The following is a 16624-nucleotide window of genomic DNA, read 5'->3' as shown; positions in this document are numbered from 1 at the left end:
GGCTACGGGACGGTAAGACATTACAGACCTTTGATATTTTCCGCTTCGAGTTCGTGGAAATATTTCAGCGTCTTGACCTTCAACTCCATGGTGGAAGGCTCATCGCACACGATCAGTGATTTCGGGTGCAGTTGCAGACAGGTAATGGTCCACATGTGGTTAACGTTGCCTTCAACGGCCTGTTGCAGGGCCAGCGCTTTGGTCGCGCCCTGTACCAGAATCATCACTTCTTCGGCATCCAACAGGGTGCCTACGCCGACGGTCAGCGCATATTTTGGTACCTGCGCGACATCACCATCAAAGAAACGTGAGTTGGCGACACGGGTTTCGTGAGTCAGCGTTTTGATGCGGGTACGTGAAGAGAGTGAAGAAGCCGGTTCGTTGAACGCGATATGGCCATCATTGCCAACGCCGCCCATAAACAGGTTAATTTTGCCGTAGGAGCGAATTTTTTCTTCATAGCGACGACATTCTGCATCAACATCTGGCGCATTGCCATTCAGCAGGTTGATGTTTTCTGCTGGGATATCAATATGGTCAAAGAAATTGCGGTGCATGAAGGTGTAATAGCTTTCTGGGTGATCTTTTGCTAGCCCAACATATTCGTCCATGTTGAAGGTGACAACGTGTTTGAAGCTCACCTGGCCCGCTTTATGCATTCCCACTAGTTCTTTGTAGGTTGCCAGCGGAGTTCCACCGGTTGGCAGTCCAAGAATAAATGGACGGTCAGCGGTAGGTTTAAATGCGTTGATACGGTTAACGATGTGGCGAGCCGCCCATTTGCCGACTTGTTCAGCGTTAACAAGAGGAATCAGTCTCATTCTTCACCTCAATATGTAAAATATAAAAAGTTGGCGGATGGCGTCTCTATGTATTCTTAAGCTTAACCCGTTTACATCGACAGGGAGCAATCCGTTTTGATTTTTTGAATGATAAAATAAGTTTTCATGGTTAGCCAGTGAAAGGGAGTAGTGAGAACAATATTTGGTGACTATAGTCACAAAAAACACGTGTTTAATTTGCGATACGAATTAAACTTCCACACACTCATAATCCTGAAGAGGCGTGACTACAGTTTACAAGACATCGCAGTACCACGCTTTTTCGCACAATAAAAAATGGCTTAAATGAGCCGTGTCGGGGTCTCGTAGGGGGAATAAGATGAATATTTTAGGTTTTTTCCAGCGACTAGGTAGGGCATTACAGCTCCCTATCGCCGTGCTGCCGGTGGCGGCGCTGTTGCTGCGATTTGGTCAGCCAGATTTACTGAACGTGCCATTTATCGCGCAAGCGGGTGGCTCCATTTTCGATAACCTGGCGCTGATTTTCGCCATCGGTGTGGCATCTAGCTGGTCTAAAGACAGCGCCGGTGCAGCAGCGCTGGCAGGGGCCGTCGGTTATTTCGTTCTGACCAAAGCAATGGTTACCATCAACCCAGCCATCAATATGGGTGTGCTGGCGGGTATCATTACTGGTCTGGTCGCGGGTGCGACTTACAACCGTTGGTCTGGTATCAAACTGCCAGATTTCCTGAGCTTCTTTGGCGGCAAGCGCTTCGTGCCAATTGCCACTGGCTTCTTCTGTCTGGTGCTGGCGGCCATCTTTGGCTACGTGTGGCCACCGGTGCAGAACGCCATCCATGCCGGTGGTGAGTGGATCGTAGGTGCTGGCGCGCTGGGTTCTGGTATCTTTGGCTTCATCAACCGTCTGCTGATCCCAACCGGTCTGCATCAGGTACTGAATACTATCGCCTGGTTCCAGATTGGTGAATTCACCAACGCGGCTGGCGCGGTCTTCCACGGTGATATCAACCGCTTCTATGCAGGTGACGGCACCGCGGGCATGTTCATGTCCGGTTTCTTCCCAATTATGATGTTTGGTCTGCCGGGTGCAGCGCTGGCGATGTACTTCGCAGCGCCTAAAGCACGTCGTCCAATGGTCGGCGGTATGCTGCTGTCCGTGGCCATCACCGCGTTCCTGACCGGTGTAACCGAGCCGCTGGAATTCCTGTTCATGTTCCTGGCGCCGGTTCTGTACCTCCTGCACGCGATCCTGACCGGGGTGAGTCTGTTCCTGGCGACGCTGCTGGGTATCCACGCTGGCTTCTCCTTCTCCGCAGGTGCAATTGACTACGTGTTGATGTACAGCCTGCCGGCAGCAAGTCAGAACGTCTGGATGCTGGTGGTGATGGGCCTGGTATTCTTCGTGATTTACTTCGTGCTGTTCAGTGTGGTTATCCGCATGTTTAACCTGAAAACACCAGGCCGCGAAGACCAGGACGACAATGTTGTCACCAATGAAGCAAACAGCAATACCGAAGAAGGTCTGGCTCAACTAGCCACCAGCTACATTGCAGCGGTAGGCGGTACTGACAACCTGAAAGCGATTGATGCCTGTATTACTCGTCTGCGTCTGAGTGTTGCCGACTCTGCGAAAGTGAACGATGCGATGTGCAAACGTCTGGGCGCTTCCGGTGTGGTGAAACTGAACAAGCAGACCATTCAGGTTATTGTGGGTGCGAAAGCCGAGTCTATCGGTGATGAAATGAAGAAAGTGGTTGCGCGTGGCCCAGTTGCCGCCGCCGCAGCAGCAGAAAGCGCACCGGTAGCCGCTACCGTGGCAAAACCACAGGCCGTCGCGAATGCTGCGACCGTTGAAACGCTGGTTTCGCCAATTACCGGTGATATCGTGGCGCTGGAGCAGGTTCCTGATGAAGCCTTCGCCAGCAAAGCGGTCGGTGACGGCGTGGCGGTGAAACCAACGGATAAAACCGTCGTTTCTCCAGCGGCAGGTACCATTGTTAAAATCTTCAATACCAACCACGCATTCTGCCTGGAAACCACCAAAGGCGCGGAAATCGTTGTCCACATGGGTATCGATACCGTTGCGCTGGAAGGTAAAGGCTTTAAACGTCTGGTTGAAGAGGGTGCTGAAGTGGTTGCCGGTCAGCCAATCCTGGAAATGGATTTGGACTTCCTCAATGCTAATGCACGCTCGATGATTAGCCCGGTTGTTTGCAGCAATAGCGATGATTTCGGCGCGCTGGTTATTAAAGCCGAAGGTCATGTCGTTGCAGGTCAAACACCGCTGTATGAAATCAAAGGTAAGTAATCGCTCGTAGCCCGGAGAAAGCGTAAGCGCCGTTATCCGGCAATATGAGATGAAGTAAAAGCGGCGGGGGATAATCCTCCGCCGCTTTTTTTTGCATCAATCCGCCGTAATATTCTCGTTTGAGACGTTTTTTGCGTAACTAAAGGTTGTCAGCCTGTCCGGCTTATAAGATCATGTTCCGTTATACGTTGTTTACGCTTTGAGGAATCTACGATGAGTGAGGCTGAAGCCCGCCCGACTAACTTTATTCGTCAGATCATTGATGAAGATCTGGCTACCGGTAAGCACAACACGGTGCATACCCGTTTTCCGCCAGAGCCGAATGGCTATCTGCACATCGGCCACGCGAAATCTATCTGCCTGAACTTCGGTATCGCGCAAGACTACCAGGGCCAATGCAACCTGCGTTTCGATGACACCAACCCGGTAAAAGAAGACATCGAATACGTTGAGTCCATCAAAAATGACGTCGAGTGGTTAGGTTTTCACTGGTCTGGCAACGTTCGCTACTCCTCTGATTACTTCGATCAACTGCATGCCTATGCGGTGGAGCTGATTAACAAAGGTCTGGCCTATGTCGATGAACTGACGCCAGAGCAGATCCGCGAATACCGTGGTTCGCTGACCGCACCGGGTAAAAACAGCCCGTTCCGCGATCGCAGCGTAGAAGAGAACCTGGCGCTGTTTGAAAAAATGCGCAGCGGTGGCTTTGCGGAAGGTACGGCGTGCCTGCGTGCAAAAATCGATATGGCATCGCCGTTTATCGTCATGCGCGATCCGGTTCTGTACCGTATTAAATTTGCCGATCACCACCAGACCGGCACCAAGTGGTGCATCTATCCGATGTACGACTTCACCCACTGCATTAGCGATGCGCTGGAAGGCATCACGCATTCTCTGTGTACGCTGGAATTCCAGGACAACCGTCGTTTATACGACTGGGTTCTGGATAACATCACTATTCCGGTTCACCCGCGTCAGTACGAATTCTCGCGCCTGAATCTGGAATACACCGTGATGTCCAAGCGTAAGCTGAATCAGCTGGTGATGGAAAAACACGTTGAAGGCTGGGATGACCCGCGTATGCCGACCATCTCTGGTCTGCGTCGTCGTGGCTATACCGCCGCGGCAATTCGCGAATTCTGCAAACGCATTGGCGTGACCAAGCAGGACAACACCATTGAGATCGCTTCTCTGGAATCCTGTATTCGTGAAGATCTGAACGAAAACGCACCGCGTGCGATGGCGGTTATCGATCCGGTTAAACTGGTTATTGAAAACTACCCGCAGGGTGAAAGCGAGCAGGTCACCATGCCTAATCATCCGAGCAACCCGGAAATGGGCAGCCGTGATGTGCCGTTTAGCGCCGAATTGTGGATTGACCGCGCTGACTTCCGTGAAGAAGCGAACAAGCAGTATAAGCGTCTGGTGATGGGCAAAGAAGTGCGTCTGCGTAACGCCTACGTGGTGAAAGCAGAGCGTGTGGAGAAAGATGCCGAAGGCAATATCACCACCATCTTCTGTACCTATGACGCCGACACCCTGAGCAAAGATCCGGCTGACGGCCGTAAAGTGAAGGGCGTGATTCATTGGGTAAGCGCGGCACATGCGCTGCCAATTGAAATCCGTCTGTACGATCGCCTGTTCAGCGTGCCAAATCCAGGTGCAGCGGAAGACTTCCTAACGGTGATGAACCCAGAATCACTGGTTATCAAGCAGGGCTATGCTGAGCCGTCTCTGCAGGCCGCTGAAGCCGGTAAAGCGTACCAGTTCGAGCGTGAGGGTTACTTCTGCCTCGATAGCCGCTACAGCACCGCTGATAAGCTGGTGTTTAACCGCACCGTTGGTCTGCGTGATACCTGGGTAGGCTAGATCATTGCGTAGTTGTAGGCCGGATAAGGCAACGCCGCCATCCGGCAATCTGCCTGATGACGCTTCGCTTATCAGGCCTACAGACTGCAAGTACTTTAAGACACCGCTTCGGCGGTGTTTTTTTGGCGCTAATTGACCCGTCGTAGATTCGCGTAGCGAATTAATATAAATTTCCTGCCTCTAAGACATTCTCGATTTTTTACACTCTTCTTTATCTTTTCTCGATGTAAACGGTCTCATTAACATTTCGTCCAGCCCCCATACGGGTTGACGTCAATAAATGTTAACAACGCATTCCGTTACACATTGAAACCAAATATGTGCGCCTTGTCATAATCCTGCACTTTCATTGCGGAAAAGGATTGATAATTCGCGTCGCGAAAAATAGTCTATCGGTGTAGCGAAACACCTTTTTTAAGAAGTTCATTTTTTTTAAAGTTTTTATTTTTTGCCTCTGCTTTGCAGCGGCATTTTAAAAGTCAAAGAGGATATAACTATGCGTACGTTTAGTGGCAAACGTAGTACGCTGGCGCTGGCTATCGCCGGTGTGACAGCACTGTCAGGCTTCGCAGTCGCTCCGGATGCGAAAGCTGAAGGGTTTATTGACGACTCCACATTAACCGGCGGCATTTACTACTGGCAGCGTGAACGTGACCGTAAAGATGTCACCGATCACGATAAATATAAAACCAACCTCTCACACTCCACCTGGAACGCCAATCTCGACTTCCAGTCAGGTTATGCTGCCGATATGTTCGGTATTGATATTGCTGCATTTACCGCCATTGAAATGAACGAAAGTGCGGAAAGTGGTCACCCGAACGAAATCGCGTTCTCCTCAAAGAATAAAGGCTACAGCGAAGATTACAGCGGTGATAAGAGTGGTATCAGCCTGTATAAAGCGGCCGCTAAATTTAAACTCGGGCCAACCTGGGCACGTGCCGGTTATATCCAGCCGACCGGTCAGACGCTGCTGGCGCCACACTGGAGCTTTATGCCAGGTACCTATCAGGGTGCTGAAGCTGGGGCAAACTTTGACTACGGCGACTCTGGTGCACTGAGCTTCTCCTACATGTGGACCAATGAATACAAGGCGCCGTGGCACCTTGAAATGGATAACTTCTATCAAAACGATAAGAAATCCAAGGTCGACTATCTGCACTCCATCGGTGCTAAATACGATTTCAAAAATGACCTGGTGCTGGAAGCAGCATTTGGTCAGGCAGAAGGCTATATCGATCAGTACTTCGCCAAAGGTAGCTACAAATTTGATCTTCCTGGCGGCCCGTTGACCACCAGCTACCAGTTCTATGGAACGCGTGACAAAGTCAGCGATGGCGGCGTGAACGATATTTACGACGGTACCGCATGGCTGCAAGCATTGACCTTCGGCTATAAGCTCAATGAAGTCTTTGATTTCCGCCTGGAAGGGACGTGGGTTAAAGCAGACGGCCAGCAAGGCTACTTCCTGCAACGTATGACCCCGACCTATGCATCGTCTAATGGTCGTCTGGATATCTGGTGGGACAACCGCTCAGACTTCAACGCCAACGGCGAAAAAGCAGTGTTCTTCGGTTCAATGTATGACCTGAAAAACTGGAACCTGCCGGGTTGGGCAGTCGGTGCGTCTTACGTCTATGCGTGGGATGCGAAACCAGCAACCTGGCAGATGAACCCGGATGCTTACTACGACAAAAACAATACTATCAAAGAGTCTGCCTATAGCCTCGACATGATGTATACCGTCCAGGAAGGTCGTGCGAAGGGTACGCTGTTCAAGCTGCACTTCACGCAATACGACAACCACTCCGATATCCCAAGCTGGGGCGGTGGTTACGGCAACATCTTCCAGGATGAGCGCGACGTGAAATTCATGATGATCGCACCGTTCACTATTTTCTGATGCTGGATGCGGCAGGGGGAGACCTCTGTCGCTGCTAAGAGGCTCGTCGTATGAAAAAATTAATTATTGTCGCCTTAATGGCTGCCGGTCTGACCGCTTGCGTACAGTCACCCTCACCGGCACCGAAAGAAGATAGCAAGCTGAAGGATGCTTACAGCGCCTGTATTAACACCGCGCAGGGGAATCCGGATAAAATTGAAGCCTGTCAGAGCGTACTGAACGTGCTGCGCCAGGATAAAACGCATGAGCAGTTTGCCAGTCAGGAAAGCGTACGCGTGCTGGATTATCAGCAGTGTATCCTGGCTCGCAAAACGGGCAATGACCAGGCGGTCGCCAGTCGTTGCGATAAAATCTGGCAGGAAATTCGCAGCAATAATACGCCACAAAAATAAAATAACCCCAATGTTGATAACTGAAAAAACCGCTGCTTGCAGCGGTTTTTTCATGGTGCTAGGCAAATGACAGGCAAAAAAAAACCAGCACAATGGCTGGCTTTTGACGAGATCGGAGAAATTATTTCTCGATGATTTCGTGAGCGTTTTCTTCTTCACGGCAGTCGCCTTCAGCGCAGTGACCGTAAAGATAAAGACTGTGGTTAGTTAAGCGAATTCCATGCTTCGTGGCGATTTCACGCTGACGAGCTTCAATGGATTCGTCGCTGAACTCGATAACCTTGCCGCAGTCGAGGCAGATAAGGTGATCGTGGTGATGCTGCTGGGTCAGTTCGAAAACGGATTTACCGCCTTCAAAATTGTGGCGCGTAACGATGCCAGCATCATCAAATTGGTTAAGCACGCGGTAAACCGTGGCTAGGCCAATCTCTTCACCCATGTCGATCAGGCGTTTGTATAAGTCTTCCGCGCTGACATGGTGGTTATCTGGTTCCTGAAGAACTTCGAGAATCTTCAACCGTGGAAGTGTGACTTTCAGGCCAGCCTTCTTTAATGCGGTGTTATTGTCAGTCATGCGGAATCTGTCCTGTTGCTAAACGATTAACTTCCATCAGCGAAAGTTTCACAGAGAATGCACCCGAATTAATGCGTCTCATTATAGAATGCCCCTGGCAAAATGAAAACAGCAAGGCTCGGGCCAGCTAAGCTTTCAAAAACGAGGCTTCACCGACAAAATAAGCGGTGAAACGACGCTAAATCAGAAGATATTGTACAGGTATGTGGCAAAAAGTTAAAAAATTGTAGCTATTATTTTGATTGCTTTTACCTATTAATGAGGCGCGATTTATTATCGGCCTCATTATTACGACTAGGCGTTTTTGATTTCTTCCAGGTGCAGCTCTTCCGCAACCTGCTTAACCCACTTCTCAACGCGCTCAGCGGTCAGTTCTGGCTGGCGATCTTCATCAATGGCCAGGCCCACAAAGTGATCATCATCGGCAAGGCCTTTTGACGCTTCAAAGTGGTAACCCGCGGTAGGCCAATGGCCGACGATGGTAGCACCACGTGGTTCAATGATGTCGCGAATGGTGCCCAGGGCATCGCAGAAATATTCTGCATAGTCTTCCTGGTCGCCACAGCCGAACAGTGCAACCAGTTTACCATTGAAATCAACTTCTTCCAGCGTTGGGAAGAAATCATCCCAGTCACACTGTGCTTCGCCGTAGTACCAGGTTGGGATACCCAGCAGCAGGATGTCGAAGGCCGCCAGGTCTTCTTTGCTGCTCTTGGCAATGTCGTGAACTTCAGCGACATCTTTACCAAGCTGTTTTTGAATCATTTTTGCGATATTTTCGGTATTACCGGTATCGCTACCGAAGAAGATGCCAACGATTGCCATGAGTAAAATAACCTCTTGAAACTTAATGATATGGTGGTGGCTTATTGCCCACAGATAAGGGCAATCATAGCAGAACAGAGAAGGGTGCGGAAACAGCAATCGTGCCGTACTGCACACTCTGCTACATGAAAGTGTGTTTTGGGGGGATTTTCAGACTTTCCCCTGTCCGTGCAGCAGCGCAAGCTGACTCATCAACATTTCTTCGATAAGTTCGCTACGGCTCATATCACGGGCAGTCGCCAGCTCGTTGAGCGCATCAACGGCCTCGATGTTCAGCTTCAGCTCAACGCGCTTCAGCCCACGAACCTTGTCGCGTTTTAACTGATTGCGCTTGTTGATGCGGAGCTGTTCGTCACGCGAAAGCGGATTGGTTTTTGGTCTTCCCGGCCGACGCTCATTTGCGAACAAATCTAGTGTCGTACGGTCCGTTTGTTCTTTTGCCATGGTTCTGAGTGACTTCGGGGAAAACAAGCTACCGGGCAGTGCCCGATGCAGACAGCGCGCAATCATACATCAGTGGGGCCCACACGCCAACGACCGCGGCTATTCTGGCGCGCAGTCGTTGCATTTTTAATCACTCTGCGAGGTAGCGACGAATAGCGCGCAGTACCGCATCCGGTTTTTCGGCGTGAACCCAATGACCCGCGCCGGCAATCACGTGCGCTTTGGCCTGCGGGAATTGCGCCAGCAGCGAGTCGCGATAGGCTTCGGTGACATACGATGAGTTACCGCCGGGAATAAACAGGGCAGGGTGGTCCCAGGCTGGAATGGTCTCCCAGCCAACGATATTCGTATATTGCTCCCACAGCACCGGGACGTTAAAGCGCCATGCGCCGTCAACAAACGATTTCAGCAGAAACTGAATCACGCCTTCTTCGTGTAAGAACTCACGCATCACCGTGGCGGCCTGCTGGCGCGTTGCGACGCCAGCATTGGTTACAGCATTAATTGCGGCAAAAATCTCATCATGGCGACGGACGTGATAATTCACCGGTGCAATATCAATCGCCACCAGATGGTCAATACGATCCGGGGCCAGTGCCGTAAGCGCCATCACTGCTTTGCCCCCCATTGAGTGACCGATAACCGTTGCCTTCTCAATGTTGTTTGCGTCGAGGGTATCAAGGAGATCCTGGGCCATCGCAGGATAGTTCATCTCGTCAGAACGCGGAGATAATCCGTGGTTACGCATATCAACCTGGAGAATATCGTGGTCGACGACCAGATCGCGGGCGAGGATCCCAAGATTGTCCAGGCTGCCAAACAGACCGTGAACGAGAACAATGGGGGAATTATTGTGCAGGTTTTGTGCAGATTGCGCTCGGACATTCAATTTCATAGCAAAGTTCTTTTTTTCGCGTTGTCGGGTTAGGGTATCATGTTGGACATTCTAACGCTCAGGGGCAAGTCGGGAACTCATCCTAATTTTGCCGTCTTCCTGGTTTGGCGCTACCCGCTGTTGGGTTTTGACTTTATAATCCCAATGAATTGTATTCAGAAAAATTATCGCACCGGATTAAGATGAAAACGATCGAAGTTGATGACGAGCTCTATCGCTATATTGCGGCTCACACTCTGCACATTGGCGAGAGCGCGTCCGACATTTTACGGCGTATGCTGAAATTCTCCGCCGCTTCACAGCCCGCAGTGGTTGCTGCGCCGGTCGTCAAAGCAGAACAACCGGCGCCTGCGCCAGTGGCTGCTCCCGTTGCTGAAGTTAAAACGGTAAAAACGGCTAAAGACAAAGTCCGCGCAATGCGTGAACTGCTGCTCTCCGACGAATATGCTGAGCAGAAAAAAGCGGTTAACCGCTTCATGCTGATTCTAACCACGCTGTACTCGCTGGATAACAAGGCCTTCGCCGAAGCCACCGAATCGCTGCATGGTCGTACCCGCGTCTATTTTGCGGCCGACGAGCAGACGCTCGTTAAAAACGGCAACCAGACCAAACCGAAGCAGGTACCCGATACACCATACTGGGTCATTACCAACACCAATACAGGCCGTAAATGCAGCATGGTCGAGCACATCATGCAGTCAATGCAGTTCCCGGTGGAATTGATTGAAAAGGTTTGCGGGACTATCTAAATACTTTACCCCTTGCATAAGAAGGACCAGGCAATGGCAAACCATACCCGTGCGGGTCAACCCGCACAGCAAAGTGATTTGATAAACGTAGCTCAACTGACGGCCCAGTACTACGTGCTGCAGCCAGAAGTGGGTAACGCGGAACACGCGGTGAAATTCGGGACTTCCGGTCACCGTGGGAGCGCAGGTCGCCACAGCTTCAACGAAAAGCATATTCTGGCCATTGCTCAGGCGATTGCTGAAGAGCGCGCGAAAAATGGAATTACGGGCCCATGCTATGTCGGGAAAGATACTCACGCGCTGTCTGAGCCTGCGTTTATTTCCGTGCTTGAAGTGTTGGCGGCAAACGGTGTCGATGTCATTGTGCAGGAAAACAATGGCTTTACACCGACCCCTGCGGTCTCCAACGCTATCCTGGTCCATAATAAAAAGGGTGGCAAACTTGCCGATGGGATTGTGATCACGCCATCCCACAACCCGCCGGAAGATGGCGGTATCAAATACAATCCGCCAAACGGCGGCCCGGCTGATACCAACGTCACCAAAGCGGTTGAAGACCGTGCGAACGCACTGCTGGCCGCTTCCCTTAACGGCGTTAAGCGCATTTCTTATGCTGAGGCTCTGGCTTCAGGTCATGTGCAAGAGATCGATCTGGTTCAGCCATTTATTGAGGGGCTTGCGGATATCGTCGATATGGCGGCTATCCAGAAAGCAGGTTTGACGCTGGGTGTCGATCCGCTGGGCGGCTCCGGTATTGAATACTGGAAACGTATCGCTAAGCATTACAACCTGAACCTGACCATCGTTAACGATCACGTTGATCAGACTTTCCGCTTTATGCACCTCGATAAAGACGGCGCAATCCGTATGGACTGCTCCTCCGAGTGCGCCATGGCCGGTCTGCTGGCGCTGCGTGACAAATTTGATTTGGCGTTCGCTAACGACCCGGATTACGACCGTCACGGTATCGTCACCCCGGCAGGGTTGATGAACCCGAACCATTATCTGGCTGTGGCAATCAACTATCTGTTCCAGCATCGTCCACAGTGGGGCAAAGACGTCGCGGTCGGTAAGACGCTGGTTTCTTCTGCCATGATTGACCGTGTGGTTAACGCTTTGGGTCGCAAGCTGGTGGAAGTACCGGTTGGCTTCAAATGGTTTGTTGACGGTCTGTACGACGGTAGCTTTGGCTTCGGCGGCGAAGAGAGCGCGGGAGCATCATTCCTGCGTTTCGACGGTACTCCGTGGTCAACCGATAAAGACGGCATCATCATGTGTCTGCTGGCGGCAGAAATTACCGCAGTGACCGGTAAGGACCCGCAGGAACACTACAATGAGCTGGCAGCACGCTTTGGTGCGCCGAGCTACAACCGTTTGCAGGCGAGTGCGACTTCCGCACAGAAAGCGGCGTTGTCTAAGCTGTCTCCAGAAATGGTCAGCGCAAGCACGCTGGCGGGTGACCCTATCACCGCACGTCTGACGGCGGCTCCGGGTAACGGTGCGTCTATTGGCGGTCTGAAAGTGATGACCGACAACGGCTGGTTCGCCGCGCGCCCATCCGGCACAGAAGACGCCTACAAAATTTACTGTGAAAGCTTCCTCGGCGCAGAGCATCGTCAGCAGATTGAGAAAGAAGCGGTAGAGATTGTCAGCGAAGTGTTGAAAAACGCCTAAGCGCTCAAAGTAGCCCGGCCAAGCGCAGCGCCGCCGGGAGTTCCCCGGAGTTCGGCGTACCGCCTCGTCCGGGCTACTCGATTATCTGGGCTTTATCAGCCGTTTCAAAGGGAGCCAATTGGCTCCCTTTTTAATGGATAAACCCAGGGGATTGCGAATTAACCGTGTTTGTTTTTCAATTCAAAACGCGGTGATACCAAGCCATACAGCGTCCAGCCGAGGAAGGTCACGATGGAACCATACAGCATGGCTTCCTGACCTGAAGAGAACAGGGCATAGAAGCTGTACATCGCACCGATAAACGCCACGATATTGGCCATACGGGCTTTACCCGCAGGCACATTCGCCATCCGCTGGATAATCACCAGCGCTGCCATCGACAGGATGTACGGGATGATGTTGGTAACAACCGCCAGGTTAACCAGCACGTTGAACTGATTATTCAAGGACGGGCTTATCGTCATCAGTGACAACCCAGACTGAATCACCACAATCACCAACATCCCTTTGACCGGCGCATCCGCTTTGCTGACCTTAGAGAACACTTTCGGGAAGTAGCCTTCATCCGCAGAGGATTTAAACACCTGAGCGATAGTGAACTGCCAGCCGAGCAGTGAACCGCAGCACGACATGATCATCAGCGCCATGATCACTTTGCCGACTTCCGGCGTGAACATTTGCGCGAAGGCCAAACCGAACGGCGCGGTGGAGTTTGCCAGATCCATGTTAGGCACGATCCCGGCGATCACGTTAGTGGAGATGATATAAATTACCGCCGCCCCCAACGTCCCGCCCAGTACGGCGATCGGCACGTTACGTTCTGGGTTTTCCACCACTTCAGCGTTAGCACAGGCGGATTCCAGACCGAGGAAGGCCCACAGCGTCATGGCAATTGAAGAGCCTACCGCGGTAAAGAACGGTACGTGATGTGGGTTCCAGGATAGCGCGTACATTGTTGGGCTGAACCAATACCAGCCGATGATGCACAGACCGACTACCGGAATAATCACCCCCCACACCGTTATGCTACTGATTTGCCCGGTAATACGTGCGCCACCGAAGTTGGCAACCGTACAAATCCACAGCACACCGATGGTGGCGAGCCCGATTTGCACCGGACTCAGCGCAGCACCGAATAACTCGGTGCCGTAACCCACAGCGGAAATGGCGATCGCCACGTTGGCTATCAGCAGCGAAACCCCATAGGTATAGTTGGCCATAAAGTTGCCGGACTTGCCAAACGCATACTCGGCATAACCGCCCATACCACCGGATTTCTTACTGAACATCCCACACTTAGCGAAGGCCCAGGCCAGCGCCATCGAACCGACGGCGGTGACTAACCAGGAGATAATCGAAATGGTGCCGACTTCAGCGAGTTTGGTGGGCAGCATGATAATACCGGAGCCCATCATGTTCACCATCGTCAGGATGGTGAGCTGAACAACACCCATTTTATTGTTGGCTTTGCTCATAATTTCTCACCTTTCAGCAGCGCAGGTTGCGGCAACTGAGTCTGAATGACATAGCACCACACTTGTTTGCGCCCATCATGCTCCTGGATATAAACCCCCTGAAGCTCTGGCGCAAAGCCCGGTAACAGATTGATCCCTTCTTCCAGCGCGGTGAAGTAACGCAGTACTGAATCACCCCAGATTTCACCCGGAACAACACACAGCACGCCAGGAGGATACGGCAGAGCACCTTCGGCGGCGATGCGACCTTCCGCCAGTGACAACGGAACCAGATCAACCTCACCGCGCAGATAGGCGTAGTTGGCATCCTGCGGGTTCATGCTGACGCGAGGGAAGTGTGACTTACGGAACATCTCTTTTTGCAGCTGTTTGACGTTGTGACGGGCATACAGGTTATGCATTTCCTGACACAGCTGACGCAGGGTGTAATCGGCATAACGATCTTTATACTGACCGTAAAGCGACGGTAGAACCTCTTTCAGCGGTGCATCAGCTTCCAGCAGCGCTTCAAAGCGCACCAGAAGCGCCACCAGTTGTTGCAGCTTGGCCATATCTTCAGCTGGCGTCAGCAGGAACAGAATGGAGTTGAGGTCGCATTTTTCTGGGACAACGCCGTGTTCACGCAGGAAGTTCGCCAGAATGGTCGCTGGCACACCAAAGGTGTCGTACTCGCCGTTACCGTCAATGCCTGGCGTGGTCAGCAGCAGTTTGCATGGGTCGACAAAATACTGATGCTCAGCGTAGCCTTCAAAGCCGTGCCAGCGTTCGCCTGGGACGAAGTGGAAGAAGCGCAGATCGTTGGCAATGTCCTGGGTTGGGAAGGATTGCCAGGCTTTACCGTCAACCTGTTCTGGGACGAACGGACGAATATGATGACAGTTATCGAGAATCAGCTTACGTGCTTCGATACCGTTGGAGACGCAATCCATCCACATATTACGGCCCGCTTGCCCTTCATGCATTTTGGCGTTGATATCCAGCGCGGCAAACAGCGGATAGAACGGGCTGGTGGACGCGTGCATCATAAAGGCGTTGTTAAGGCGTTTATGCGGAACATAGCGCTGTTGGCCTTTGATATGGCTGTCTTTTTTATGGATTTGCGATGTCTGTGAGAAACCGGCTTGCTGTTTATGTACTGACTGAGTGACCAGAATACCCGGGTCATTTTCGTTAAGTTCCAACAGCAGCGGCGAACAGTCAGCCATCATCGGAATAAACTGCTCATAACCCACCCAAGCAGAGTCAAACAGGATGTAGTCACATAGATGACCAATCTTATCCACGACCTGACGAGCGTTATAAATAGTGCCGTCGTAGGTGCCAAGCTGGATCACTGCCAGACGGAACGGACGTTCATTACGCGCGCGGTTCGGTGCCACTTCAGCGACCAGTTCGCGCAGGTAACTTTCTTCAAAACAGTGCGCGTCGATCCCGCCGATAAAGCCGTACGGGTTACGTGCGGTCTCCAGATACACCGGGGTTGCGCCCGCTTGCAGCAGTGCACCATGGTGGTTGGATTTATGGTTGTTACGGTCAAACAGCACCAGATCCCCTGGGGTCAGCAGTGCATTTAACACCACTTTGTTAGACGAAGAGGTCCCGTTTAGTACGAAGTAAGTTTTGTCGGCGTTAAACACTTTAGCCGCGTGCTGCTGGGCAATGCACGGTGCGCCTTCGTGAATTAACAAGTCACCCATTGCGACGTCGGCGTTGCACAAATCTGAGCGGAATAATGTTTCGCCAAAGTATTCAACGAACTGATTACCGGCAGGATGACGGCGGAAGAATTCACCGCCCTGGTGTCCTGGGCAGTCAAACGCACTGTTACCTTGTGCGACGTAATCCACCAGCGCGCTGAAGAACGGTGGGCGTAGCTGGACTTCATACTTGTGGGCCGCAGACTCTAGCTGACGACCGTAGAAATCATTGCGGGTTTCGTCATGTTCAAACACCCCTTGAATACGTGAGAGATATTCAGATGGGACAATCTGATCTTTATTAATAGCAATAAACACAGGCAGGTTATAACCGGTTGCATCTATTTCATCGAGTTTACCGCACTCAATGTCTTCAATAGATAATACGGCGGCTGCAACATCAATAAAATTCGTGTCACAGGTATGGGTAATACTGCGCTGGGTAGTAAAACAGTCCGGGCAAGCACGGCTGACGGCAATTTTTAATTCAGACATTTTCGACTCTTTATTTTAGGTAATAGCAGTCCCTCAATTTCTCAAAGGAGAAATTGATATCGCCGGAAAAAAAGCAATACGATCCCGCTGATGATAAAATCAGGACGGTACTTTTTTCAGGATGTCACAAACCCAACCGGTCCGGTGGCCGGAAGCTTAAAGGTTTGTCATGGCGAGCGCTGGCAGCAGGCGAGAGCCTGTATTAGCAAGGAATAGCTGCGGGGCGCCCGAAGTCGGAAGACTTATCGGGCGTTAAAGAAGTGAAAGTCGAAACTATTACGGTGGGCAAACATCATAATATGTGTTGTCCGTCGTATGTGGGGCATCATTCGGTTATTGTTTTCCATTTCGTATACCTCCAATGAATATCTTAAGGCGAGGTCATTTTATCTCTGAATGAGGTTAAAACTGTGAGATTGATCAATAACAGGAGATCATTAGTAAAATAATCCATTATTGGTAGGGATAACGGCAGGATGAAATGCTGTATTGTTTATATTTTGTTAATGAAGTGTTTT

Annotated in this window: 14 protein-coding genes; 6 read left to right on the top strand and 8 right to left on the bottom strand. The window is 51.3% G+C overall.

Annotation, left to right across the window (positions count from 1 at the left end; translation table 11 throughout):
• Positions 1–20: 20 nt before the first annotated feature.
• Positions 21–821: a glucosamine-6-phosphate deaminase gene (gene nagB / locus U0026_RS16030; RefSeq protein ID WP_062775153.1), complete on the bottom strand. Its 801-nt coding sequence runs from the start codon at positions 819–821 to the stop codon at positions 21–23.
• A 340-nt stretch (positions 822–1161) separates the two neighbouring features.
• On the opposite strand from nagB, the gene nagE reads away from it, so the two are divergent.
• The 4 genes from nagE to U0026_RS16010 all read left to right on the top strand — a co-directional run bounded on the left by nagE (position 1162) and on the right by U0026_RS16010 (position 7278).
• Complete coding sequence (gene nagE, locus U0026_RS16025; RefSeq protein WP_062775151.1) at positions 1162–3111, top strand: PTS N-acetyl glucosamine transporter subunit IIABC; 1950 nt, start codon at positions 1162–1164, stop codon at positions 3109–3111.
• A 213-nt stretch (positions 3112–3324) separates the two neighbouring features.
• The gene (gene glnS / locus U0026_RS16020) at positions 3325–4983 is read left to right on the top strand and encodes a glutamine--tRNA ligase (protein ID WP_062775149.1); all 1659 of its coding nucleotides are present in this window, start codon (positions 3325–3327) and stop codon (positions 4981–4983) included.
• A 496-nt stretch (positions 4984–5479) separates the two neighbouring features.
• Entirely contained in the window at positions 5480–6886 is a 1407-nt protein-coding gene (chiP, locus tag U0026_RS16015; RefSeq protein WP_062775148.1) for a chitoporin ChiP, read from the top strand.
• 50 nt (positions 6887–6936) lie between these two features.
• On the top strand, positions 6937–7278 hold the full coding sequence (locus tag U0026_RS16010; protein ID WP_062775146.1) for a ChiQ/YbfN family lipoprotein: 342 nt from the start codon (positions 6937–6939) through the stop codon (positions 7276–7278).
• A 121-nt stretch (positions 7279–7399) separates the two neighbouring features.
• Here the strand turns inward: U0026_RS16010 and fur are convergent, their stop codons facing one another.
• From fur to ybfF, 4 genes are all read right to left on the bottom strand, one after another.
• Positions 7400–7852 (bottom strand): ferric iron uptake transcriptional regulator, encoded by a 453-nt coding sequence (gene fur / locus U0026_RS16005; protein ID WP_062775144.1) that lies wholly within the window; start codon positions 7850–7852, stop codon positions 7400–7402.
• 294 nt (positions 7853–8146) lie between these two features.
• On the bottom strand, positions 8147–8677 hold the full coding sequence (gene fldA, locus U0026_RS16000) for a flavodoxin FldA (protein WP_062775143.1): 531 nt from the start codon (positions 8675–8677) through the stop codon (positions 8147–8149).
• A gap of 150 nt (positions 8678–8827) precedes the next feature.
• Positions 8828–9121, bottom strand: coding sequence for a LexA regulated protein (ybfE, locus tag U0026_RS15995; protein WP_062775141.1), 294 nt, complete (start codon positions 9119–9121; stop codon positions 8828–8830).
• Between the two features lie 130 nt (positions 9122–9251).
• Positions 9252–10016 carry an esterase gene (ybfF, locus tag U0026_RS15990; protein WP_062775139.1) on the bottom strand — a complete coding sequence of 255 codons (765 nt, stop codon included), beginning with the start codon at positions 10014–10016 and terminating at the stop codon, positions 9252–9254.
• A 182-nt stretch (positions 10017–10198) separates the two neighbouring features.
• On the opposite strand from ybfF, the gene seqA reads away from it, so the two are divergent.
• Both seqA and pgm read left to right on the top strand, forming a co-directional pair.
• Entirely contained in the window at positions 10199–10765 is a 567-nt protein-coding gene (gene seqA / locus U0026_RS15985; protein ID WP_062775137.1) for a replication initiation negative regulator SeqA, read from the top strand.
• Between the two features lie 33 nt (positions 10766–10798).
• The gene (gene pgm, locus U0026_RS15980; RefSeq protein ID WP_062775136.1) at positions 10799–12439 is read left to right on the top strand and encodes a phosphoglucomutase (alpha-D-glucose-1,6-bisphosphate-dependent); all 1641 of its coding nucleotides are present in this window, start codon (positions 10799–10801) and stop codon (positions 12437–12439) included.
• A 158-nt stretch (positions 12440–12597) separates the two neighbouring features.
• Here pgm and potE read toward each other — a convergent pair whose 3' ends face one another.
• The 3 genes from potE to speFL form a co-directional block, all read right to left on the bottom strand.
• Complete coding sequence (gene potE, locus U0026_RS15975) at positions 12598–13914, bottom strand: putrescine-ornithine antiporter (RefSeq protein WP_062775134.1); 1317 nt, start codon at positions 13912–13914, stop codon at positions 12598–12600.
• Positions 13911–16106 (bottom strand): ornithine decarboxylase SpeF, encoded by a 2196-nt coding sequence (gene speF / locus U0026_RS15970; protein ID WP_062775132.1) that lies wholly within the window; start codon positions 16104–16106, stop codon positions 13911–13913. The genes potE and speF overlap by 4 nt, the downstream gene beginning before the upstream one ends.
• Positions 16107–16348: 242 nt before the next feature.
• Complete coding sequence (gene speFL, locus U0026_RS15965) at positions 16349–16453, bottom strand: leader peptide SpeFL (protein WP_006819052.1); 105 nt, start codon at positions 16451–16453, stop codon at positions 16349–16351.
• Positions 16454–16624 lie beyond the last annotated feature (171 nt).

The sequence above is a fragment of the Kluyvera intermedia genome, assembly GCF_034424175.1.
In the GTDB taxonomy this organism is placed as follows: Bacteria; Pseudomonadota; Gammaproteobacteria; order Enterobacterales; family Enterobacteriaceae; genus Kluyvera; species Kluyvera intermedia.
The sequence above is the reverse complement of the archived record's forward strand: the minus strand, read 5'-3'. Positions and strand labels throughout refer to the sequence as shown.

Coding starts and splice junctions, on each gene's coding strand:
- seqA (WP_062775137.1), top strand. CDS start 10,199: ATGAAAACGATCGAAGTTGATGACGAGCTCTATCGCTATATTGCGGCT.
- pgm (WP_062775136.1), top strand. CDS start 10,799: ATGGCAAACCATACCCGTGCGGGTCAACCCGCACAGCAAAGTGATTTG.
- ybfE (WP_062775141.1), bottom strand. CDS start 9,121: ATGGCAAAAGAACAAACGGACCGTACGACACTAGATTTGTTCGCAAAT.
- speF (WP_062775132.1), bottom strand. CDS start 16,106: ATGTCTGAATTAAAAATTGCCGTCAGCCGTGCTTGCCCGGACTGTTTT.
- chiP (WP_062775148.1), top strand. CDS start 5,480: ATGCGTACGTTTAGTGGCAAACGTAGTACGCTGGCGCTGGCTATCGCC.
- fur (WP_062775144.1), bottom strand. CDS start 7,852: ATGACTGACAATAACACCGCATTAAAGAAGGCTGGCCTGAAAGTCACA.
- nagE (WP_062775151.1), top strand. CDS start 1,162: ATGAATATTTTAGGTTTTTTCCAGCGACTAGGTAGGGCATTACAGCTC.
- glnS (WP_062775149.1), top strand. CDS start 3,325: ATGAGTGAGGCTGAAGCCCGCCCGACTAACTTTATTCGTCAGATCATT.
- fldA (WP_062775143.1), bottom strand. CDS start 8,677: ATGGCAATCGTTGGCATCTTCTTCGGTAGCGATACCGGTAATACCGAA.
- speFL (WP_006819052.1), bottom strand. CDS start 16,453: ATGGAAAACAATAACCGAATGATGCCCCACATACGACGGACAACACAT.
- nagB (WP_062775153.1), bottom strand. CDS start 821: ATGAGACTGATTCCTCTTGTTAACGCTGAACAAGTCGGCAAATGGGCG.
- U0026_RS16010 (WP_062775146.1), top strand. CDS start 6,937: ATGAAAAAATTAATTATTGTCGCCTTAATGGCTGCCGGTCTGACCGCT.
- ybfF (WP_062775139.1), bottom strand. CDS start 10,016: ATGAAATTGAATGTCCGAGCGCAATCTGCACAAAACCTGCACAATAAT.
- potE (WP_062775134.1), bottom strand. CDS start 13,914: ATGAGCAAAGCCAACAATAAAATGGGTGTTGTTCAGCTCACCATCCTG.